The organism is Clostridium sp., from assembly GCF_021372645.1.
Taxonomy (GTDB): Bacteria; Bacillota; Clostridia; order Clostridiales; family Clostridiaceae; genus Clostridium.
In genome coordinates this window covers 40,503-62,815 of the sequence record NZ_JAJFUC010000057.1, presented here as the reverse complement: position 1 = coordinate 62,815, position 22,313 = coordinate 40,503, and the positions used below count along the sequence as shown (strand labels likewise).

The following is a 22,313-nucleotide window of genomic DNA, read 5'->3' as shown; positions in this document are numbered from 1 at the left end:
CATGATATTAAGTATTGGATTGTTATACATATATTATTCAATATTTATACATAAATTCAAAATATAACATTACATGAAATGCTGTGAAAATACAAGAAAATCGTACTTATTGTGTGTCTATTTTGGTTAGAGCACTCCATTTCTGTTCTTCGGTCATTGTATCCCGTCTTCCCATAACCAACATTCCCTTAGGAGATTTTATTCCAGGCAATTTTGTTTGCGCATAGGAAATATTCAATTCTATCCAATTAATAAAATCCAACACTTGTCCAAATGCATGCATAAATTTGCTAGTAAATTCATTATTCGCTGTAAATATATTATCTTGAGGTTTCTCTATTTCTACCAAAATATATTCTTCATTTATTAAATGAATCACAAAATCTGTTATATAATCATCTCCTAACCTTCTCTTATCTATTATCTGTTTAGCCAATGGATTTAGAAATACTGGATGTTCTTTTAAAAATATTTGATACTCTTCTTCTCTCAACTCGTTTTTAATTAAATTTCTAAAATCTTCTATCATTCCGGAAGAAATATTAATACTTGTTTGGGAAATTAAATTAAAGAAACTATTTCTAAGCTCTCCATTATTCCCTTCTCCAAACAGTATACGTATGCTTTCCGTATGAAAAAAATTTAACAAAGCAGCAAACTTTTCATCATCATATTTTGATTCATTTAAAAAATCCAATAAATATTTTTTTGCTGATATAATAATTTCATCATTAATTACTATGCTTTTTTGAAAATCTTCAAATCCTTTTATAACTTTTCTAGGAAGTATTCCTATACTTATGTTTAGCAAGGCATGAAGCAAAAAGTTTTGCCATGTAGCTCGAGCTGCTCCCATTATAGAGTCTTTTATTAACCTTATCCCTTCTACACCTTTATTTATTAATGATAAGCATGTTAAATATGGTATTATTTTCTTATCATATTCATATGTGAATCTAGTACGTAAGACACATGCTAACTTAGCTATTGAATTAAAATCTTCCTATTTTCCCAATTCTATTATCTTTAGATATAATTCAGTATCACTTTTTTTCTCAATATTTAAAAGTTCCTTTTGAAATTTTTCCATTATCTCTATCCCTCTTTATATTCAACAATTTTTCTCTTGTTAATTTATAGACTGAAATTGCTTTTTATCCTATAAAGTTGCTTTATCAAACTAAAAATATATTCCAACTCTTCATCATCAACTATCTGGATTTCATAATCCCCATTCCCCCAATGTCCGGTGTTTGACATATCTTTAGATATATTTTTAGAATCATCAATAGTTCCCATCTTAGTATTTAACCAAAGCTTTAATGCTCTTTTTTGTAAATGAATATCCACCATAATTTTATTGTTATAAACAAATCCAATTTCTAATTTTTTAGCTTTTATTGTTATGTTATCATTTAATGAAAATACAAAATCTTTAATTTTGTTATATAAATCAATAATTTCCTCTGAAGAATTTTTTAAATGATCTTCTTCCGAATATACGATTACTTCATCATTAACTGTCTTGTTCTGATCATTTGATGTTGTTATTGTTTTTATAGATTCAGAAGTTTTCGATGGTTTTATTGCATTAAAATAAACTGTGTTATTAGAAAACTTCTTTACTTCCCATAACTCAAAAGGTAAATCCTTAAAATTAATAGATTCCTTCTGATAATTATTAAATGACGGAGATACAAATATTACTCTTGATTGTGACCAATCCACATCATCTCTCTTTAATCTTGTGTTGCAATTTTCATTATATTCAAGTATGAAATCTGCTTTATTGTTAAGTAATAATGACAAATATGCATAACCTTGATCTATAACACTAAAACTACTTGTATTCTTATATTCAATTATTACAAAAGCGTTACTACTTTCATCAAAAGCTAAAGTATCTAATCTAAAGTTATTAAAAGTAAATTCTCTTTTAACAAACTTTAAGCCAAATATATTTTCTAAATTAATTTCACATAATTTATGTAACTCTATTTCCTTTTTAAAAGGAACTTCTTTTATTTCTTCTAGTTTGACCCCATTTATATTGTATAAAAACATCTCTTTTCTCCTTTACATTAATTAGTTTATCCAGAAAGTTTATTCAAAAATGAAATTCCACTATTTAGTAAGCATGTGATTAAAAATGTTATAAACTTTCCTGTAATATAACCAATAGTGCCACTAATTATTGATGATATTAAAAAATATATTACTTTTCCCCAAAAACTTCCTATCCAAATACCATAAACCTTAGCTTCTCTCATTATTCTTCCTACTATTCTAAAAGTAATTATAAATGTTATAAATCCTATTATTTTTTCAATTACTAAATTTCTCACTTCAGCAATATTCCAAAGCATAGTTAATGCTTCAGAAATACTTTTTATTAGTGCTTGTTTAATTATTTCTCCTAGTTCCATAATTACCTCATCTTACATATGCTTAATCAATTAATTTTTTATATTTTTCCCGCATTTAAATAAAATTCTCCAAAACTCCCCTAATTAACCGCTATCCCATAAATTGGCCCAATCTCCTGTTTCAATCTCTTAATAAATTCCTCTTGCATTTTCTCTTCAACAAACCTCTTAGCATTTTCAATCTTCAAAACCTGCCTATATTCATAAATCTGATTATTCTTATTCTCATTAACTACAAAACTAAAGACATCATATTGTATTTCACAAAACTTTTCTATATAAAAATCTTATCTTGGAATATTAGAACTTTCTCTCCTCATAATACCTCTCAGTCCTATAAACAATAGCATCTCTCATATGCCCAACAAACTCATTATTTACAATAATATCTCTCATATTTTCATTTTTTAATGCCATTAAAGCCTTCTCACTCCCAATGAAGAATTTCCCTTCACTCTTAACCAAAGCCTTAACAGGATTCTCCCTAGCCAGCTTCACCCATTTCTTCTTGTCCCACTCTTCAAAATCCGCCGTCCCCTTATCTCTAAGCATATCAACCTTATTAGATCCCTTATGATAAAATTCATAAAAGCTCCTATAAACATCCTCTTCATCAATTTCCATTTTCACATTTCCCCCATTATAAAAGGCAAGGAAAACAGGAATCTTATAACTCTTACTCATCTTTGTGGTTTCAATCATTTTAATAAAGTCATGTCCAATGCTATTAAATAGATCTTCTTCACTTTCAAATAATTCTCCATTTTCTTTTAAGAAACCTAAATAATTATTGAAAGGATTTAATGAACTTTTGGTTTTCTTTATTGCTGAATAAACTTCATCATCAATGTTATTGAAAAATTCAACTCTGCTTGGTCTATAGCCTAGAATTTCTTTTACTCTTAGGAATTCTTCTAAAATTCTATCTTTGATGTTCATTTCTTTGGATGCTAATTTCTTAAATACATCTATAATTCTAAAATCAAAATCTACTCTACAATCCTCTGGATATTCGTCCTCATTAAAAATTCCTTTTTTAGCTTCAATTCTAGAATAGGTTTTTCCACTCAATAAAAATGGCAGAAGATCAGCTTTTTTATAATTTCCTATGAAGTCTAAGACATTTAGATAATTCTTATCTTTATGTTTTCTAAGTCCTCTTCCTAACTGTTGCAAAAATACTGTTGGTGACTGAGTTGGTCTTAGGAACATTACCATATCTATTGAAGGTATGTCTAAGCCCTCATTAAACATATCTACTGAAAATATTACCTTTATTTCTCCCTTTGTTAATTTGTTTAATGCTTCTGTTCTATTTTCTGAGTATTCTCCGTTTTCTCCGCTATATACTGCTACAGAGGTTACTCCATTTTGACAGAAGTATTTTGCCATGTATTCTGCATGTTTCTTTGAGGTACAAAATCCTAAAGCTCTGCTGGAATTGTATTTTTTATAGTGATTTAAAATTAATTCTCCTCTTTTATTAAGCATTAAGGCTTCTTCTAATTCTTTATCATTATATTTTCCATTTTTAAATTCCACTTCATCATAATTTATAGTTTCATCATAAATTCCATAATATCTGAAGGGAACAAGATAACCTTTATTTATGGCATCACTAAGCCTTATTTCATAAACTGTATTGTAATCACAAAGGGAAAATACATCTTTTGAATCAAGTCTTTCAGGTGTTGCAGTTAATCCAAGCAAGAATTTTGGTGTAAAATAATCTATAATTTTTCTGTAATTACTTGATACTGCATGGTGGAATTCATCTATTACTATGTAATCAAAATAATCTCTTTTAAAATATTCTTCCTTTAAATATTCATCCTTCCCCAATGTTTGCACCAATGCAAAAATCATTGCTTTATCATTATCCTTAGTACTATTATAGAAAAATCCAATATCCTCAGACTTTCTAACATTTTTAAAGCTTATAGCTGCCTGTTTAATTATTTCTTCTCTATGAGCAACAAATAAAACTCTTTCAGCTTTTATAGAATCAAAAGCTGCTAAATATGTTTTTCCTACCCCAGTTGCAGCAACTACCAACCCTTTATCAAAGCCCTCTTCCCTTGAATTTTCTAATTCATATAAAGCTTCTACCTGAGCCCCCTTAGGCTCAAAAAGCTCTATAACTTTATTTTCTTCAATTTCTTTTGGCTCAATTTCAGATTCATTTTCTTTAGCTTTTTTAAAATCCTTATAAACCTGCGGTCTTTTCCAATTCTTTGAGTAATTCCTCATTACCACATCATCTATAATTTCAGAATAATTATTAAACAGGTTTTCAAATTCACCATAAAAAGCATTAAAATCTTCAGGATTTTGTGAACGTAAAAATCTGTAATTCCATTCAATAGAATCTGTTAAAGCTCCTCTTGAAAGATTAGATGAGCCTATATAAATTTCGCTATCATTTTCATTATGAAAAATATAAGACTTGGGATGAAAAGACTTGTTGCGTACATTGTAAAATCTTAGATCTATCTTATCCTTAAGTTCTCTCTTAAGCATATAAAGAGCAGATGGGGATGTGATATTTAAATAACGTCCTGTTAAAATCCTTATACTTACGTTTCTATCTATGGCTTCTTTTAAATCTTCTAAAATCATCTTGACTCCAGAATCCATAAGAAAAGAAACTATTATATCAATAGCTTTAGCATTTTTAATACTTTCCTTAAGTTTAGTGTATAAATGATTATCATGTCCTGTGCTTACATTTCTAAACTCACTTATGTTTATGTATCCAGTAGTAAAAACTGCTTCTTTTTCGTTTATATTTAATTTTCTATCTTCAAGTATTTTAAAGTTGCTCATAATTCCCCCCTATTATATACAAACATTTTACTACATAATTTCGTGTAATTTCTAACTAGCAGTTAAAATATCATCTCTTCCTAACAACAAATTCAAAAGCCCTTTTCTCATTCCCATATTTCATAACACTTTTTTCCGTGCATTCTTCAATAACAAAATCTTTAAAATAATAATATATATCCTCTTTACTAAAAAATCTCTTATTCCCCTCTTCTGTCAAATAGAAATTCTTTTCTATTTCTTCACCATTTCCTGCTCCATAATTTAAATCATTTATTGAGTTAACTCTTCCAATTAAGTATCCGTTACTCTTTAATACTCTTCTTATTTCTTTAACTATATTTCTAGTAGTTTCACCATTAAAATAATGCAACGATAAATCAGCTATTATTACTTCAGCAAATTCATTTCCAAAAGGTAAAGTCTTTGAAATATCCATTTGAATTATCTTTACCTCTGGAATAAATTTATTGATTATATTTAAGGCTTCTTTTGAATAATCACAGGCGATAACCTTATATCCTCTTTCGATTAAATATAAGGTATCTCCCCCAGATCCACAACCTAAATCAATTATATGTTGCTCATTATTTTTATTTAAAATATCTTCATATGAATCAAGCCATAAATCATAATTTGGTTTCTTTTCCTTTAAATTTTCATATATATTATTCCAAAACTGCTTACTATTCAATTTTTTACTCCTCTTCACTTGACGAATCATCTTTATTTTGCACTTTTAGGTTTACTTTCTAAAAAATTAACCTAACTATATTTTAACATAAAAATAAGAGCTTACATTTATAGGTGCTGCTAAAATTAAACTCATAAATGTCCAAAAGCCCCCAACCCCTTATATTTCCTATAAATTGTTATATTGTTATATTTTTTCCTTTTTAATATTGTAAAATATTTATCTTTAAACCCATATTCCTTTTTTTAAATATTTATTGGAAACTTTAAAACAATATTTCTGTTTAAAAAGGTTTATTGGTATATTTAAAACTTTTTTATTTTTAACCATTTATATTTTTCTAAAATCCTATATATATTAATTGAAACTATTCTTTATTCTACGTATATTTTAGGCATACGGCACTAGCAAAAAAATAACAAGACTATCCAGTACTGATATTTGACTCAGTGCTTTGGATAGTTCTTGTTACGTTTAGGCACACTTAAAAATTAAACTAATTAGCACTTGGATATTTTAAAGTATCCCAAGTATGGTCTGCACTTAGTTTACTATCTGTTATATTGAAATAATCGTATCTTAAAATATCCTTAGACGATACGGGGTCATCCCATGTAACATCTACATTTCGCCACTTGTTGTCTATATAAACCATATTCCACGAATGAGCTTGCCCCTTAGCTGTGCCTTCTACAATTATTGATTTAATTCCTGCAATAGTAAACATTTTTTGAGCGAGTAGAGAATATCCCTCACAAACTCCAGTATGCTTAATTAAAGTATTGTATGGATCATATATTTTATAAGATTGATCATACCGTGTATTGTTAACTATCCAGTCATGTATAGCACGTTCCTTTTTTAACTGACTCATACTATCTGGAGCTATCCTTGCAACTATTACTCTTGCTTTTGCATCCAAGTCAGCTTCCATTTCTGATGTCATCTTATAAACGCAACTAACCCTTGCTCTTACGGTAGATGAACCTAATAGGGATGATGCCTGAATATTATAGCTAGATATATTGTATGCTTCATATGGATTTGTATACTTTAAATTATCTATCTTATCTTTAATAGCATTACCTACGTTGTTTATATCTCCTTTATAATCTAAATCAAATGATGGATTTTCTGCACTTATATTATCTAGTATCTTTTGACTAAGATAATCTAATCCTGAAGTTCCTTTGCTTACTTGGATATCACTTGTCCCTGCTTCACTACTGTTTGGATTATATCTATCTATAGTTTTATCCTTAGCCATATATCCATCAGAATCAAAATAATACGAAATTTTATCAATTAACCCCTGGCCAACTACCCATGAATATCCTTTTGCATACCACCACTCTGTAATATGGTTTTTCCATTCTGAAATTGCTCCTATTGAATTTAATACTAATATTAAAATTAGCATTAGTGAACTAATTATTAGTTTTAACTTTTTCATCTTCTGTTACCTTTCTAATACATTCATAGTATATTATTCATAGATTTCTTGTAATCCATTCTATTTCCTCATTACATAAAAATAAATTACCATCCTCCACGGTACTGCTGCGGTGACTTTCCTTTTGATTCTATAATCATAGGTTTTAAAGGAACTGGTACTTCTCCATCTGTTTCGACAAGCTCTACATTAAATTCCCATTCGTCCCCCAAATCAAATAAGTATAAAAATCTTTCTCCTTTATAAAGATTTAAACTTTCTATAGTCGTAGTCTCTGCTATAAGGCCTTCATAATCTGCATACTCACAATATATTCCTTTTCCTGTTCTTCTATTGCCTCCTATATAAAATGCATATAAATGATCATTATCAAACTCAAAGGCTTCTTGAATAGCATTATGTAAATCTCCAAAAGTATGCTTATATGCTAAATTTATTTTTCTCCATACGGTCTTTGACAAACTTACTTTAAAAGTATACGTTCCACCTTTATTTGTTTTAATTTCTTCCTCTACTGTATTTTTAACAGTGTTCCCTTTAAAGATAGTTTTAAAAACATCAAATGCCTTTTCGTTTTCATTAGTTTTAACTTTTAAATTGAAATATTCTAAGAAAAATGAAACATCTTCTTTATTCCAGTACTGCATAGCCTTTGTTAAGAGGAAAATACTTGTTTTAATCCCAAATTCATTTGGAGAAAAACTTTTTATTAAATCTTCATATCTACCTTTTGCACCATTAATTTGATCAAGTTCACCAAAACCAAAAAACTTTAAATGATGAAAAAATGCAGCACCTGTAGAATACATTATATTTGAAATATTCGTTTCATCTTTTACAATTAGATCCCCTTGTTTAGCACTAGCTACCTCAGCCAAAATATTGTAAAAAGCGGCTATATTATGAGTTCTATTAAATTTTGTTTCAAAATCATATTTAGTCCAATAAGTTTGGAGTAAGAAAACATATTTTTCATCTTCATTTAAATTTTGAAAGCTTTCTATCTTATCTGTTTTAAAAAGCCTCACTTTTCCTTTTTCATCGTTAGCTTTTATATAAAGCTTACTTGCAATAGCTAATGAAAACATCAAATCTATTGCAAAATATTTATCTTGATTATAACTAGAAGTTGCTACATCTTTTTTATTTTCAAGCAGCATATTTAAATTATAGCAATCCTTTCTTCCAAATACTTCCTGAGTTGCTGACAGTATAGGTCTTTCATTTTCTATAAATTCTATAAATTTTTCAAAATCATTTATTGTCCTATTAATATTATTCATTCTTATGCATCCATCCTCAGTTTTTATGTTTATTTGTGTTTAACAGCACTCATAATTTATAACATCTACTTTTCTTGTCGCCAAAAGCAATAATTAATTTCTTCTGAACTAAACCTTCAAATACTTTTCTAACGCCAGAAGCTGATAAACCTGTTATTTCTCTTGCCTTCTTATTAGTTATACTTTCATATTCTTTTAAGTAATGAATTATTTTATTTTCAGCATCGCTAAGCTGAGTTCTACCAGAATCAATAATGAATCTTTCTTTTATCTTATCGCCACTTATCGCTACTTTATCACTACTATTCTTTTTTATGGTAACTTTAAAGAACATACCTGTCTCCATGAAAATAGGTTCTTCAAGACCCGCATCAGTACAGGATTTTATAATCCTTTTTATACCTGTACCCCATTCTTCAATAAAATTAATTTCCTTGAAAAATCGAGCAATAACCTTATTTTTAATTTCTGATCTTCCAATTTTAATATCTTCTATATCAAGAGTTTTAGGCAAAAGACCTGGCGATGTTACTTCTATTCTATCATCAAATATTGCAAACTTAATATCAGCACCTGATATACTATAATCTCTATGTACTACAGCATTTGATATTATTTCTCTAATTGCAACCATAGGTATCTCATATTTATCTATCCTTTGCAGCTAAGTAATTCTTCCATTCTTATTAATATGAGCTTTTGCAAATTTTATCGCACTCTCTACTTGCTCATATAAAGGTCCTGAAAATTCCTTTTGATCTATAAATTCATAAGTATCCTTTCCTTTAAATCTTGCACATTTTATTCTTGCATAATCATGCAGTGAATTATTGGTCAAAAGAATTAATGCTCTTGTGGCATATTTAATTCCGTGTTCTTCCTTAAGTAATTTAATATTTATAAGATTTTCCTCATTAAGCTGCTTTTGAGTAAATTTAAAGAAATCACTGCTTAGCTTTGGTATATTTTAAGTAATCATAGCGTGAATAATCTTTTGACTTCAATGCTGTATTTATAAGTTCTAAAGTATTTCCTTCAAATGAAAGTATCCTTAATATTGTTGAAATTGAGTCATATCTTTTGTTAGACTTAATAAACTTTAGCATATTGCCAATAAAACTATGGAGCTCACCAATTTTAACTGCTAAATCTCTTGCTCTCAAATATAATTCATGGCTATTGTCATTCTTAAACATTTTAACTGCAACTTCATATGCTTCATTAAATTTATTTAAATTTTCAAAGCGAAGCACTAATTTTTTATTGAAATCTGAAATTATTTGCACATTTTGAACTTCCTCCATTGCCTCTTCAATAGTTCATATAAGATATGTTGTATCGCCCAATACTCACTATTATCTTCAATATTTTCTCTAATTACTTTTTCTATATGAGGGTTATCCTTAAAATTATTAAGAATGCCCTTCTTTACCATAGTAATAATTATATTCTGATTCAATATAATACTGCTTATTTAGACATTCTTTACAGAACACTTTCACTCTTTTACCAAAACTGTTGCTATCATATATACCAGCTTCCACAAGTGCATCCTCAGGACTTATCCATTTCGAAATAAACTCTATCCTCTCTTTCAGGCACTCTATTCATTAATTCCTCGATTAACGTGATCAACTCTTCTTTTGAACGACTAATTAAGTTGTATTTTTCTTTTATCATTTGAACCCCCAAAGCTTTTTATTACTCATTCTTAGCTAATTCTTCTAAGTTTTTATTCAACCTAAAATTTCCCACTATACTTTTTCATACAGTGTATTCTATCATAAAAATAAGAGCTTACCTTACATAAACTCTCAATAAATATAACTAATCATTTCATTTTTATATAACAATCTTTCTCACAAAAACTTATTCCATATCTTACAATATTCTTATATCCTTCACTTCTTAGCTCCATATCATAACCTTTTTCTTCAATTTGTATTAATGCATCCTCTGCTCTTTTTTCCAAATTATCAATATTTTTGGCTATCTTGAATTCAATAACTATTGCCACGCCTCTTTTTGATACAGATTTTATAAAAAGGTCACTACGTCCCTTGCCACCCTCTCGATTGGATTTTACAATATAATCATGCATATTAGCTAAAGCTCCAACTACAAAGCCATGATAGAAATTTTCATAAGCATCATTGAAGCTTATAGTTTCCATAAGTAGTCTTCCAAGCTCTTCTTCAAAAATTTCAGCCTCTCCATTTATTATTGAAGTATATAATTTACTTAAATCTTTCGCTTTAACCTTTTCTTCAAACCACTTTAAGATTTTACTTCTAAAAATATATTTCACTTCTCTATTTGGTATACTTAATTCTATATAATGATTATCTTCTTGATCCATTCTTTCACTAACTTTTTTGAAATAACCTGTGAAAAACATAAAATTCCACAAATTGTCCATGGTATCGTAAATTTCATCGTATGTTATATCTTCATGAACCAGCTTTTCTATTGTTTTTCCTTCAATTAACAGTTCTACTTCCTGTTTAGTTTTAGTATCTGCTTTTTCTATGAGACTTTTAACTATGCTGTTTGAGCTTGTATTTGCCCAATATGATGATGGAAATGTATTCTTATCAACTACTAAATCTTTCACAAATCTTACTGCACTCCATGGATTATAAACTTCGGCATCTCCAAAAATATATCCATTATACCAGTTTTTTATTAAAGTTTGTTTTTCATTTAGATTATAATCTCCAAGCATTTTGTTTACTTCATTTTGAGTAAATCCAAAATATTCATCATAAGATTTATTTAATATTGAGATAATTTCTAAATTATTTAAGCCTGTGAAAATACTTTCCTTCGAAATTCTAAGGCATCCTGTTATCACTGAAAATTCCAACGAAGAATTTGTTTTTAAAGATGATTCAAAAAGTGATCTTATAAAAGCAATCATTTTATCATAGAAACCTTCAAAAAATGCATTTTCAAGAGGCACATCATATTCATCTATAAGAATTATTACTTTCTTTTCATGATATTTTTCTAAACATTTCGATAAAAACTTTAGGGCTGTTACATAAAGTTCTTCACCAGATTCTTTTCTTTCTATTCTCTCATATTCTTCTTTTTCTTTAATCAATTTATCACTTTTCAAAATATAATCGTGACGCCTAAATTCATCTACAAGCTCGTCTTTAATACATTTCAATGCCAATTCAAAAGTTGGCTGTTTCGCAGATTTTAAGGACAAATTAATCACAGGATACTGCCCCATATGGGAAGTATACTTTTCTCCTATTTTCATTATATTTAAGCCTTCAAAAAGGTAAGAATTATCTTTTTCGTTATTCTCAAAGAAGTATTGAAGCATACTCATATTTAATGTCTTTCCAAATCTTCTTGGTCTTGTGAATAAATTCACGTCTGCCTTATTATCTAATAACTCTTTTATAAGCAATGTTTTATCGACAAAGTAATATTCTCTAGTTATTAACTTTTCAAAATTATCTATACCAATTGGTAATGGTTTAAAATTCATTTTCTCACTTCCATTCTACATTTAATTTTGGAATAATCAAAACAAATTCACTTTTGACTATGCCTGCTTTTTATAGTATAACATCTTCATTTTATATACTAATTATAACCGAAATATTATCTTATTAAAACTTGTAGAATTTATAGTCCAAAGAGATCAAATACCTCTGTATCTTCAATAACACGCCTGCTCTTCTTATCTGCATTTTTTAGCATGCTTTCCATTTTGTCTTCAATTGATTTTTTAAGAAGTTCTTGAAAATCAATACACCTAAGTTTAAAGAATAAAATCGGGTCTTCATCGAGTCTTGCACCAATTCCATATAAAACTGCTGCTACATGTTTACACATTCTTGCTGAATCTGGGCAGCTGCACTTAAAATGAATTTCTTTTGGATTTGGAAACATTCCATTTGTTGAATTACTGAACATTTCATCAAGCTCCTTAGGGAAATTTCCTAATAACAATGTTTCCATTGTATCAATCTTTCGATTGCAAATTTCTATTACTCTTTGCCACTTTTTCTTATCTAATTTATCAATTGAAATTGTAACATTATATGGTTTTGAGCCGCTGCCTTGGACTAGAGCTTCAATTTTTCCTTCTGTAATCTGCAAATCTAATACTGCCCCATTTTTCACATAAGATTTACCTCTATTTATTCGATTTCTAAAATCGGCATAGTTTTCTAAATTCTTATTCCAGGCTCTTCCCCACCATTTTGATGCAATTAAATTTCCACTAATAATGATAGGTGATATATCTGGATTAGTTTTTCTAAGTTTATCAAGGCTTTTTTGAAATTTTTTCTTTTTATCTTCAGCTGTCTCCTGTTTATACCATCCGTAATAGCCCATTTACTTTTCACCACCTAACTTAAATAATTCCATAAGTTCACTGTTATTAAGTTCTGTAATCCAGTTTTCGCCTGATGATGCTATTATATCCCCAGCTACTTTTTGTTTTTCTTCTATCATTAAATCTATTTTTTCTTCAATAGTTCCTTTAGTTACAAATTTATGTACCATTACATTTTTTGTCTGACCTATACGAAAAGCTCTGTCTGTTGCTTGATTTTCAACTGCTGGATTCCACCATCTATCAAAGTGGATAACATGATTAGCTGCTGTAAGGTTTAATCCGACACCACCAGCCTTAAGTGAAAGGACCATATATGGAATATATTCTTCTCCATTAAAACTTTCAACCATTTCACTTCTCTTTTTAACAGAAGTGCCTCCATGAAGAACCAGCCCTTTTCTGTTAAATATATTTTCAAGGAAAGCTGCTATTGGTCCTGTCATTTCTTTAAACTGCGTAAACACAAGTACTCTTTCTCTCTTTTCGTATATATTTTCACATATATCTTTAAGCTGCTGATATTTTCCGCTATTATCAGTTTTATATTCTTCAAGTCCTAAATATTGGTCTGGATGATTACATATTTGCTTAAATTTAATTATGCTTCCAAGAACAAGGCCTTTTCTTTCTATTCCCTCTGAATTATGTAATTTAGCTTCAAGTTCTTTTACAAGTTTATTATATAGCACAATTTGTTTCTTACTCAAAGCTGCATACTCTTTGATCTCTATTTTTTCTGGAAGATCAGATATTACACTTTTATCTGTCTTTAATCTTCTTAATATAAATGGATTTACAATATTTCTAAGCTTTGCATAATCACTATTATTTTCTCTTAACCTCTTTGTGAAATTTGTAAACTCCTTAGCGCTTCCAAGAAGACCTGCATCTAAAAAGTCAAATAGTGACCAAAGATCTGATAGTCTATTTTCTATTGGAGTACCTGTCATTGCTATCTTTGTCTTAGCTTTAATCTGCTTTATAGTTTTAGTCTGCTTTGTTCCTGGATTTTTAATTGCCTGAGCTTCATCTAGAATTAGTATATCCCATTTAGTATTTCTTATATCTTCTAAGCGGGTTGCCATACCATAGGTAGTAATATATAAAAATGGACTATCTTCTTCTAAATCAATAGTGGTTTCCTTCCCATGAAGTACAGCTATTTTCATTTCAGGTGCAAACTTCTCTATTTCTTTCTGCCAGTTACCTATTAATGAAGCTGGAATTATAAGAAGTGCTTTTCCTCCACTTTCAACCCTGATCTTTTCAAGAAAAGCAATAATTTGAACTGTTTTACCAAGTCCCATATCATCTGCAAGGCATGCTCCAAACCCAAGTTTCTGCATATAAGAAAGCCAGGAAAATCCTGTTTTTTGATATGGTCTTAGGTCTGCCTTAAAACTATCAACAGTTTTGTTTTCTTTTATTATTTCAGGATTCCCCATAGTTTCTCTAATCTTTTTAAGCCATGCACCGTTTGATACTTCTAAATCCACATAAGATTCATTAATCCCAAGCTTTTCGCCTGCATTAAGCTCCATTCGCATTGCTTCTGCAATTGTTAAACCATCAGATTTAGCTAAGCTGTCAGCTTTTTCGTAAGCTTCTAAAACTTCTGATAACTTATTTTTATCAATTTCTATCCATTTTCCTTTAATTAAAGCTAAACCTTCTGACTCTAAAAGGAGTTTTTTTAATTCTTCTTTAGATATCTTTTCATCTCCAAAGAATATCTCTGGTTCAAAGGATAATAAAGCATCCATTCCAACCTTTGAAGGTTCCTTTTCTCCAATGGATACTGAAAGTTTTAAAGAATTACTTTTCTTCTTCCACCAGTTTGGAATTCTGCACATTATTCCTGCTTCCTCATAAATAGGTATTTCCTTTAATATGGTATATGCTTCATATTTTGTAAACTTTAATGGTGAAAATAATTCTCCACTTTCCATAAGTTCCGATATAAAGTGGCTCTTATCTGCAGCTTTACTTATAGTTGACATTAATTGAAGCAGTTTTTCCTTATCTTCTTTATATTCTAAAAGAGCATTTTTGAGTGGCATATGCTTTGCTTTATGTACGCCTGCTTCTTTATTTTCCGTAGAATATGTAGCTAAAAATGCAAATGGATAATTTTCCTCTTTGTTTTCAACTAAGTGAAAAAATACTCTTCCTACTACATTTATATTGGTGTTTTTTTCCATTAAGAAATCTCTAACAGTTCCCTTGTAACTTAATATCTCTCTTCTGTATACTTCAATGATTCTATCCCATATAATAGAAATCCATTCATTATTTATAAATTCCATCCCTATAGCAAAAGGGGCTCTATTTTTAATTTCTTCAATCTCTTCATACTCTAAAAATAACTCTGCTTCTTCCCTAGTTATCTCTATATCTGACTGTTTTGAAATTTTCTTTACTAATTTATTAGCTAAGAAGTATACAAAACTTATGGTTTGTGACATCCACTCCTCCTGCTTAGTAAATCCAAGATCCCATAATGCCTTATATTTATCTTCTATAAATTTTGTATACCATTCTTCTTGATTTTTCTGATAATCTTGTGATAAATTTTTTTTAACAGCTATTTCATAATCTACTGTAAAACCTGTCTGTGTAAAAATGACTATTAATTCTTTCTTTTCTTTTTCACTTTGATTCAAAAGAATATCCTCCTTTTTCTTCCACTCACCTATCGTACCCTTTACATTCCTATAACTTGCGCCAGTATAAAATGCATACATATAACTCTCTCTTTAAAATCTACATTTAGAATCTCTTTATTTTCCGTATTTTTGCCTGGCTATCCCAATGTTTTGTCATATAAGAAATTATATCCTAAAAACTAATTACGTAAAACAAAAATCCCATAAAAATAAGAGCTTACTTTACATAAACTCTTATTCAAGGAGGCAGCCAATCTATTCAGGCTTTAGCAAGAATGATTGGACCTATAATTGGAGGTCAAATCTATGTATCACTTGGTCATGCCGCACCTGCTTTCATGGGTATGATCCTTATAACAGGGGCAATACCAGTTTTATATAAGAGTACGCTATAATAACTAATAAACTTTTCTAAACCCTCTTACACTATCAGTAAATCCCATACCTTCATAGAATTTATGTGCATTTTTTCTAAAATCAGATGATACAAGAATTGCATAAGCACATTTTTTTCTTTTAGCAAACTCATCAAGTGATTCCATTAACTTTTGCCCGATGCCTTTTCCTCTTAATCCTTCTTTAACAATTACATCTTCAATCACCAAAAAGGATACTGCCAAGCATTTGCAGCAGATGCCAATTGCGCAGCCAATAACATCGTTATCTTCTTTCGTAACTACTAAATAGTAATTTTCATTCATCAACATTTCTTCATATATTTCAAGTGATTTATCAAATGTAATTTCAAAAGGTACAAGGGTTTTAAGTAATTCCAATACCTGTGATAGATCCTCTGTTTTTAACTTTTCTATAATCATAACTATAAAATCCTCCTAATTTATAAAATTTCTTTGTTCTTTTCTGAATTTACTTCCATTTTTCCTTTGAGCTTTGTTCCAAACATACTAAAATTAAATAAGAGTTTACTTTTACATAAACTCAATAAAATCCAATATTTTTAACCATAAAAAAATCAATTAGGAACATTAGGTAATACTATATCAAATTTCTTATTATAATTTAAATAATCAGTATTCACTTCAACATAATTTGATCCAATACTTGCTTTCACGTTGGCTTTTTGAAGATATCCATCATCACCTATAACAAATTCAACTTTTAAGTTATCTAAACTTTGAGTTAATGGCTTCCCAGTTATTTTTGAATATATTTCTACTGCCTTTTCTTTTGGTATATTCAATTCATATGTGTTACTTATTGCATCAAATACATGTTGATATTCATTATAAATTGGTATTATGTTTTCTTCACTCATTTATTTTCCTATAATCATTTGTATTTTTCTTCCTTTTACAAATGTATGTTTCTAAATGTCTTTCGTTTAAATTTCTTATTGAGTCACTAATATTATATAACATCTTATATCTATTACAATCATTAATCTGTTACCCCTTCAATTTTTTTGAATATGTCTCACCTCACTATTATAAATTATAGTATTCTTTCGCCAAGTTCTCTTTTCCATTCAAGTCGTAATCTCCAAGCATTTCATTAATTTTTAGCCATATTTGAAAAAATGTAATATTATTCATATAATGTAATCATATTATTATAAATAAAATTAAAAGGAGAATGCTAATGAAAAATATAAAAACTGCATTTCTTATGGTAATAGTATTGTCAATGATTATACTAGTGGCATGCACGAAAGATACTAAAAGAACACAAGATAGCGTAAACACAGTTGATAATACAAGCAAAACAGATTCATCAGTTTCAACAGATGAGACAACAGTAAATAATAATATTCAGGAAACTAATACAACAAATATAGTAACAAAAATAGATGGAAGAAGAGAAGAATTTCTAGGAAGATTAGACAGTATACAAAAACAACTTGATAATTTACCAGAAAAGAAGGACTCAGATGCTGGAATAACAAATGCTATGCGAAGTTATTATGGAGAATCCTATGATATGTATGATGAAGTATTAAATGAAATTTACAGTTTATTGAAGGAGAAGTTATCTCAGGATACAATGAGAAATTTGCAAGCTGAAGAAATTAAATGGATAAAGCAGAAAGAAGATACAGCAAATAAGTCAGCATCACAATATAAGGGTGGAACCTTTGAATTTGTTGCATATAATATGTCTTTATACGAATCAACCAAAAACAGATGTTATGAATTAGTTAACAATTATATGACAGATTCAAAAATAAAAATAAATGCCAATAAACAAGACTATATAAATAAACTAGATAATATGGAAAATAAAATACTTTTATCTCCAGAATATAAAAATGCAGCAACTGGAGTAACTAGCAAAATGATAATCTTAGCAGATAAAGAATACAATGACTGAGATGGGGCATTAAATGAAATTTATAATTTATTAAAACAACAATTACCTTCTGAAGAAATGAAAAAATTAGACAAAGAAGAGGCACAATGGATAACACAAAAAGAAAATAAAGCCAAAAAATCTGAAGAGACACAAGGCGTAGGAAGTCAATTAGGCAATGTAGCATACAAATCATCTTTGGCACATACAACTCAAAGTAGATGTTACGAATTAGTATATAGATACATGGAATAATTGAATCAATAAACAATAACAGGACTAAATGTTATTCAATGTCTCTATATGTATCATTTAATATAAAAAAATAGCCAACGGCAACACATTTTGTATTGTCGTTGGCTTGTTTCATAGTAAAGGTTATAATCATAACCTTCAAAATCCACTAATTTTTATAAAATCTTATTACAAAACAATAAGGAACAAATCTCCTTTAGTATAAGCCTATGCTAAATTTCTTTTGCCATCTTCTTCACCTGTCTTTTTTGATTTAAGTATCTTGTAAATCACTCTAAGCACTATAAACCATACTGGTGTTACAAATAAGGCTACACGAGTTTCATTATTTAGTGCCAATACAACTATAATAAAAGCAAAAAATGCTAGAATTATATAGTTTATTATTGGATAAAGCGGCATTTTGAATTTGCTCTTTGCAGCAAGTTCTGGATTAGTTTTGCGATATTTCATATGGCAGATAACTATAATTGCCCAAATGTATATAAAGCAGAACGTTGATATACTTGTAATAAGTACAAATACCCCTTCTGGCATAACATAGTTCAAAACAACTGAAATTAATATGACTGTTGCTGAAAACACTGTAGCATTAGAAGGCACTTGGCTAGAAGTTAATTTTTTCATTGATTCAGGTGCATTATCTTCTTTAGCAAGGGAGTAAACCATACGGCTTGTGCTGAAGATAGCACTGTTACAAGCAGATGCAGCCGATGTTAGTACAACGAAATTTACAATACTTGCTGCTGCTGCAATTCCCACTGCTGCAAATACCTGCACAAATGGACTCTTATCTGGATTAATTGAATTCCATGGGTATATTCCCATAATAACAGTAAGTGCTCCTATATAGAAAATAATAATTCTAATTGGAATATTGTTAATAGCCTTTGGAATAACACGCTCTGGATCTTCAGTCTCACCAGCTGTGAGTCCAACTAATTCTATTCCAGCAAAAGCAAATACAACCATTTGGAATGAAAGGACAAAACCACTTACCCCATTTGGAAACAAGCCTCCATGACTCCAAAGGTTTGCAAAGCTAGATGCACCGGCATCTGTAGAAAATCCTTTGATGATCATAAATGTACCAATTATAATTAGTGCTAAAATTGCAACAACTTTAATTAACGCAAACCAAAATTCCATTTCCCCAAATAACTTTACTGCAGTAAGGTTCATAACTAGTAAAATCATAAGAGCAATAAGGCTAGGAACCCATTGAGGTATATTGGGTAACCAGTATTGTATGTAAAGTCCGGCAGCAGTTAAGTCAGCCATTCCAACTGAAATCCAGCAGAACCAATAGGTCCATCCAGTAATAAATGCTGCTCCATTTCCTAAATAATCATATACAAAGTCTACAAAAGAATGGTAGTTTAAATTAGAAAGTAATAATTCCCCAAGGGCACGCATGATAAAAAAACAAATTACCCCTGTTATTATATACGCAAATAAAATAGACGGACCCGCTAAGTGAATTGATCTTCCTGACCCAAGGAATAATCCAGTACCAATTGCACCTCCTATAGCAAGTAATTGAACATGCCTATTTTTCAGTCCCCTTGATAAATCTTGTTTTTCCGATGTTAATTTATCCATTTTCCCCCTCCATCTTAGTCAAAAAGCATGTACTTAAAAATGCCTTTTTTTACAAGTATTTTTTAATTAGCTGAATCATTAATAGCTATTATTTCCTAAATATATTCATCTAAAATTTAATTTTTACTGTTAAATACTAATACATTTTTAACAAACTTGCAACTTTTCTTTGTTTTTATATGAAATTTATATAAATATAGACGTTATTTTGTTGTAACATTTTCCATCAGAATCATTTTTCTCCTCCGAAATATCATTTGTAATCCATAAATAGGCTGCTAAGTAAACAAAATTTGCATAAAATAAAATAAGTAGTTCATCAGCCAGAAATCATATTATCTTTATCAAGTCCGTCATTAACAAGCATAGCATATAAACTTCCATCTGCTTTCATCTCACTGATTTTTTCATTTAATGCCTTTAATAGCTCTGTATCATTTTTTCTAACTGCTATTCCTACAATTCCAGATACTTCAGGTGTATAGTCTTTTAGCATTCTTAACACAAGAGTTTTATCTTTTAATAAAGAATATTTAAAATTACTCCTTTTTCTTTTATTGTCTCCAATGTATTTTTTTCTGTTGTATTATTTATTGCTGTAGTATTACTACTATTTACCACATTAGTACCTTCAAATATCATTCCTATGATATTTATAATAACAATTAAAATTAATAATTTATGTGATATTTTTCTCATATAAATCTCCTTTGAATAATAAAATATCCTACCGCAGATCATGAAATAAAGCAGTAGTTTTAATTTATATCTACTGCTATTTTGTAATAAAACATTAAATTTTAAACATGAAATATATATTTCTCATATAAAAAAGATATCTTACATAAAATTCAAAGCGTATCAGCAGCCATAGCAGAAGAAATATCAGCTATACTACTAAATTCAAACCTAGGGAATAAAAATATTTGAATTGTATAAATCTTGTTTGCAATTCCCCCTTGCGTTATTTCTTTAAGATAAATCGCAAAATTTACCTTTCCATTAGCCAATGATTTTGTTATAGTCTTTCCTGCATTTTTACCTGCTTTAACTTCAATTCCGTAAACACATCCACTTTCTCTATCTCTATAAATAAAATCAAGTTCACCATCTTCGAAAACACCAAACATAGGTATCATTTTAATTTACCAAACCTATTTTTCATCATCTTTTGATACATATTAAAATACATTCTGGATAATTAATTGAAATAGTGTTAAAATGTTATATATTATTATATTATATTTAATTATAGGAAAAATATAGGGGTAAGAATATGAAAAAATTAAAATTAACAAAATTATTAGCTGGAACCTTAGTAATAGCGTCAGTCTTAACATTAAATCCAATAGCTGCAAATGCAGAGTGGAAACAAGATAATAAGGGTTGGTGGTATGCCGAAGGAAATTCATGGGCTAAAGGTTGGAGAGAAATCGATAGATATTCATATTACTTTAAATCAAATGGCTACATGTTAAGCAATCCCAACGAGATGTATTTTGACAAAGAATATGGAATGAATAGTAGCGGACAATTTACAAATGTCACAATAAATGGAGACTGGGCTTTTTGCAAACAGACTGGTAAAATAGTGGCTTATTTAGGCTCTCAAAGCATCATAAATATCCCAACTCAAATTGATAATATTACAGTAACAGGTATAGGAGCTTATGCATTTAGCTCTTCTAAAATAACAAGTGTGACAATTCCAAGCACCGTAACAATTATAGGCGTTAAAGCATTTTCTGGTTGCAGCAATTTAACAAACTTAACAATACCAAATAGTGTAAAAACTATTGCTACCTATGCATTTGATGGTTGTAGAAGCTTAACAAATATAACAATTCCAAGTAGTGTAAACAAATTTGGCAATGGTATATTTCGTGGTTGTTTGAATTTAACAAATGTAACAGTAGAAAATGGTATAACATTTTTAGGTAATGCTACATTTTCTGGTTGTATTAAATTAACAAACATAACACTGCCAAATACTCTGAATAGTATAGGCGAAAGCACCTTTGAAGGTTGCATTAGTTTAAAAAACATAGTAATTCCTAGTGGTGTAACAGATATAAGTAATACTGCCTTTTACTACTGCATCAGTTTGACAAATCTAACACTTCCTGATGGGGTAACACACATAGGAATGGGCGCATTCAAAGATTGTACTAGTCTAACAAGCATAACTATTCCAAGTAGTGTTCAAAATATAGAAACTCATAAGAATGGTCCTTTTAATAAGGTAATAGAAACTAATCTATTTGAAGGCTGCGGTAATGTTACAGTTTATGTAAAGAGTGAAACAACAAAACAGCTTTTAGTTAATTCTGGTGTAAGTGCAAACAAAATCATAGTAACCGCTTGATTATATAAGTAATTAAATAGTATTTTAATTATAAAAATTTTAATATCTGTTGAGACGAGGCTAGTAGTTA

22 protein-coding genes and 3 pseudogenes are annotated in these 22,313 nt (G+C 29.1%); 4 read left to right on the top strand and 21 right to left on the bottom strand.

Going from position 1 to position 22,313, the window contains the following annotated elements:
• Positions 1-106: 106 nt before the first annotated feature.
• From LLF98_RS09815 to LLF98_RS09745, 15 genes are all read right to left on the bottom strand, one after another.
• A complete protein-coding gene (locus LLF98_RS09815; protein WP_291703054.1) occupies positions 107-856 on the bottom strand; it encodes a Shedu anti-phage system protein SduA domain-containing protein in 750 nt (249 codons plus the stop codon).
• A 278-nt stretch (positions 857-1,134) separates the two neighbouring features.
• Positions 1,135-2,064: a DUF5655 domain-containing protein gene (locus LLF98_RS09810; protein ID WP_291703052.1), complete on the bottom strand. Its 930-nt coding sequence runs from the start codon at positions 2,062-2,064 to the stop codon at positions 1,135-1,137.
• Positions 2,065-2,090: 26 nt separating this feature from the next.
• On the bottom strand, positions 2,091-2,426 hold the full coding sequence (locus LLF98_RS09805; RefSeq protein WP_291703050.1) for a hypothetical protein: 336 nt from the start codon (positions 2,424-2,426) through the stop codon (positions 2,091-2,093).
• Between the two features lie 300 nt (positions 2,427-2,726).
• Positions 2,727-5,252, bottom strand: a complete 2,526-nt coding sequence (locus LLF98_RS09800; RefSeq protein ID WP_291703049.1) for a DEAD/DEAH box helicase family protein — start codon at positions 5,250-5,252, stop codon at positions 2,727-2,729.
• Positions 5,253-5,322: 70 nt separating this feature from the next.
• Positions 5,323-5,946, bottom strand: coding sequence for a class I SAM-dependent methyltransferase (locus LLF98_RS09795; RefSeq protein ID WP_291703047.1), 624 nt, complete (start codon positions 5,944-5,946; stop codon positions 5,323-5,325).
• A 496-nt stretch (positions 5,947-6,442) separates the two neighbouring features.
• Positions 6,443-7,399, bottom strand: a complete 957-nt coding sequence (locus LLF98_RS09790) for a transglutaminase domain-containing protein (protein WP_291703045.1) — start codon at positions 7,397-7,399, stop codon at positions 6,443-6,445.
• Positions 7,400-7,485: 86 nt separating this feature from the next.
• A complete protein-coding gene (locus tag LLF98_RS09785) occupies positions 7,486-8,682 on the bottom strand; it encodes a plasmid pRiA4b ORF-3 family protein (RefSeq protein WP_291703043.1) in 1,197 nt (398 codons plus the stop codon).
• A gap of 49 nt (positions 8,683-8,731) precedes the next feature.
• Complete coding sequence (locus tag LLF98_RS09780) at positions 8,732-9,316, bottom strand: ATP-binding protein (protein WP_291703042.1); 585 nt, start codon at positions 9,314-9,316, stop codon at positions 8,732-8,734.
• Between the two features lie 30 nt (positions 9,317-9,346).
• Positions 9,347-9,520 carry a hypothetical protein gene (locus LLF98_RS09775; protein WP_291703041.1) on the bottom strand — a complete coding sequence of 58 codons (174 nt, stop codon included), beginning with the start codon at positions 9,518-9,520 and terminating at the stop codon, positions 9,347-9,349.
• A 106-nt stretch (positions 9,521-9,626) separates the two neighbouring features.
• Positions 9,627-9,968, bottom strand: coding sequence for a hypothetical protein (locus tag LLF98_RS09770; RefSeq protein WP_291703040.1), 342 nt, complete (start codon positions 9,966-9,968; stop codon positions 9,627-9,629).
• Positions 9,969-10,094: 126 nt separating this feature from the next.
• Positions 10,095-10,226 carry a hypothetical protein gene (locus LLF98_RS09765; RefSeq protein ID WP_291703039.1) on the bottom strand — a complete coding sequence of 44 codons (132 nt, stop codon included), beginning with the start codon at positions 10,224-10,226 and terminating at the stop codon, positions 10,095-10,097.
• A 10-nt stretch (positions 10,227-10,236) separates the two neighbouring features.
• Positions 10,237-10,362 (bottom strand): hypothetical protein, encoded by a 126-nt coding sequence (locus tag LLF98_RS09760; protein WP_291703038.1) that lies wholly within the window; start codon positions 10,360-10,362, stop codon positions 10,237-10,239.
• Between the two features lie 151 nt (positions 10,363-10,513).
• The gene (locus tag LLF98_RS09755; RefSeq protein WP_291703034.1) at positions 10,514-12,187 is read right to left on the bottom strand and encodes an AAA family ATPase; all 1,674 of its coding nucleotides are present in this window, start codon (positions 12,185-12,187) and stop codon (positions 10,514-10,516) included.
• A 140-nt stretch (positions 12,188-12,327) separates the two neighbouring features.
• The gene (locus tag LLF98_RS09750; protein ID WP_291703032.1) at positions 12,328-13,044 is read right to left on the bottom strand and encodes an SWIM zinc finger family protein; all 717 of its coding nucleotides are present in this window, start codon (positions 13,042-13,044) and stop codon (positions 12,328-12,330) included.
• A complete protein-coding gene (locus tag LLF98_RS09745) occupies positions 13,045-15,711 on the bottom strand; it encodes a DEAD/DEAH box helicase (RefSeq protein WP_291703030.1) in 2,667 nt (888 codons plus the stop codon).
• Positions 15,712-15,950: 239 nt separating this feature from the next.
• Here LLF98_RS09745 and LLF98_RS09740 point away from each other — a divergent pair.
• Positions 15,951-16,109, top strand: a pseudogene (locus LLF98_RS09740) (MFS transporter); the annotation flags it as partial.
• Between the two features lie 3 nt (positions 16,110-16,112).
• Here LLF98_RS09740 and LLF98_RS09735 read toward each other — a convergent pair.
• Positions 16,113-16,532 (bottom strand): GNAT family N-acetyltransferase, encoded by a 420-nt coding sequence (locus tag LLF98_RS09735; RefSeq protein WP_291703028.1) that lies wholly within the window; start codon positions 16,530-16,532, stop codon positions 16,113-16,115.
• 155 nt (positions 16,533-16,687) lie between these two features.
• Positions 16,688-16,990 carry a hypothetical protein gene (locus tag LLF98_RS09730; protein ID WP_291703027.1) on the bottom strand — a complete coding sequence of 101 codons (303 nt, stop codon included), beginning with the start codon at positions 16,988-16,990 and terminating at the stop codon, positions 16,688-16,690.
• 323 nt (positions 16,991-17,313) lie between these two features.
• On the opposite strand from LLF98_RS09730, the gene LLF98_RS09725 reads away from it, so the two are divergent.
• Together LLF98_RS09725 and LLF98_RS09720 are read left to right on the top strand one after the other, a co-directional pair.
• Positions 17,314-18,042: a lysozyme inhibitor LprI family protein gene (locus tag LLF98_RS09725; protein WP_291703026.1), complete on the top strand. Its 729-nt coding sequence runs from the start codon at positions 17,314-17,316 to the stop codon at positions 18,040-18,042.
• A gap of 12 nt (positions 18,043-18,054) precedes the next feature.
• Positions 18,055-18,276, top strand: a pseudogene (locus tag LLF98_RS09720) (lysozyme inhibitor LprI family protein); the annotation flags it as partial.
• Between the two features lie 207 nt (positions 18,277-18,483).
• Here the strand turns inward: LLF98_RS09720 and LLF98_RS09715 are convergent.
• The 4 genes and pseudogenes from LLF98_RS09715 to LLF98_RS09700 form a co-directional block, all read right to left on the bottom strand.
• Positions 18,484-19,878, bottom strand: coding sequence for an amino acid permease (locus tag LLF98_RS09715; RefSeq protein WP_291703025.1), 1,395 nt, complete (start codon positions 19,876-19,878; stop codon positions 18,484-18,486).
• Between the two features lie 319 nt (positions 19,879-20,197).
• Positions 20,198-20,413 (bottom strand): annotated as a pseudogene (locus LLF98_RS09710) (transporter substrate-binding domain-containing protein); the annotation flags it as partial.
• The gene (locus LLF98_RS09705; protein WP_291703024.1) at positions 20,398-20,577 is read right to left on the bottom strand and encodes a hypothetical protein; all 180 of its coding nucleotides are present in this window, start codon (positions 20,575-20,577) and stop codon (positions 20,398-20,400) included. The gene LLF98_RS09705 and the pseudogene LLF98_RS09710, both read right to left, overlap by 16 nt.
• A 152-nt stretch (positions 20,578-20,729) precedes the next feature.
• Entirely contained in the window at positions 20,730-21,017 is a 288-nt protein-coding gene (locus tag LLF98_RS09700; RefSeq protein ID WP_291703023.1) for a hypothetical protein, read from the bottom strand.
• Positions 21,018-21,154: 137 nt separating this feature from the next.
• On the opposite strand from LLF98_RS09700, the gene LLF98_RS09695 reads away from it, so the two are divergent.
• The gene (locus tag LLF98_RS09695) at positions 21,155-22,243 is read left to right on the top strand and encodes a leucine-rich repeat protein (RefSeq protein WP_291703021.1); all 1,089 of its coding nucleotides are present in this window, start codon (positions 21,155-21,157) and stop codon (positions 22,241-22,243) included.
• Positions 22,244-22,313: the final 70 nt, after the last annotated feature.

Bases quoted from the DNA above. Each gene is read 5' to 3' on its own strand.
- LLF98_RS09810 (WP_291703052.1), bottom strand. From the start codon at position 2,064: ATGTTTTTATACAATATAAATGGGGTCAAACTAGAAGAAATAAAAGAA.
- LLF98_RS09780 (WP_291703042.1), bottom strand. From the start codon at position 9,316: ATGGTTGCAATTAGAGAAATAATATCAAATGCTGTAGTACATAGAGAT.
- LLF98_RS09800 (WP_291703049.1), bottom strand. From the start codon at position 5,252: ATGAGCAACTTTAAAATACTTGAAGATAGAAAATTAAATATAAACGAA.
- LLF98_RS09735 (WP_291703028.1), bottom strand. From the start codon at position 16,532: ATGATTATAGAAAAGTTAAAAACAGAGGATCTATCACAGGTATTGGAA.
- LLF98_RS09760 (WP_291703038.1), bottom strand. From the start codon at position 10,362: ATGATAAAAGAAAAATACAACTTAATTAGTCGTTCAAAAGAAGAGTTG.
- LLF98_RS09695 (WP_291703021.1), top strand. From the start codon at position 21,155: ATGAAAAAATTAAAATTAACAAAATTATTAGCTGGAACCTTAGTAATA.
- LLF98_RS09785 (WP_291703043.1), bottom strand. From the start codon at position 8,682: ATGAATAATATTAATAGGACAATAAATGATTTTGAAAAATTTATAGAA.
- LLF98_RS09790 (WP_291703045.1), bottom strand. From the start codon at position 7,399: ATGAAAAAGTTAAAACTAATAATTAGTTCACTAATGCTAATTTTAATA.
- LLF98_RS09755 (WP_291703034.1), bottom strand. From the start codon at position 12,187: ATGAATTTTAAACCATTACCAATTGGTATAGATAATTTTGAAAAGTTA.
- LLF98_RS09700 (WP_291703023.1), bottom strand. From the start codon at position 21,017: ATGATACCTATGTTTGGTGTTTTCGAAGATGGTGAACTTGATTTTATT.
- LLF98_RS09750 (WP_291703032.1), bottom strand. From the start codon at position 13,044: ATGGGCTATTACGGATGGTATAAACAGGAGACAGCTGAAGATAAAAAG.
- LLF98_RS09815 (WP_291703054.1), bottom strand. From the start codon at position 856: ATGGGAGCAGCTCGAGCTACATGGCAAAACTTTTTGCTTCATGCCTTG.
- LLF98_RS09730 (WP_291703027.1), bottom strand. From the start codon at position 16,990: ATGAGTGAAGAAAACATAATACCAATTTATAATGAATATCAACATGTA.
- LLF98_RS09805 (WP_291703050.1), bottom strand. From the start codon at position 2,426: ATGGAACTAGGAGAAATAATTAAACAAGCACTAATAAAAAGTATTTCT.
- LLF98_RS09705 (WP_291703024.1), bottom strand. From the start codon at position 20,577: ATGAGAAAAATATCACATAAATTATTAATTTTAATTGTTATTATAAAT.
- LLF98_RS09725 (WP_291703026.1), top strand. From the start codon at position 17,314: ATGAAAAATATAAAAACTGCATTTCTTATGGTAATAGTATTGTCAATG.
- LLF98_RS09715 (WP_291703025.1), bottom strand. From the start codon at position 19,878: ATGGATAAATTAACATCGGAAAAACAAGATTTATCAAGGGGACTGAAA.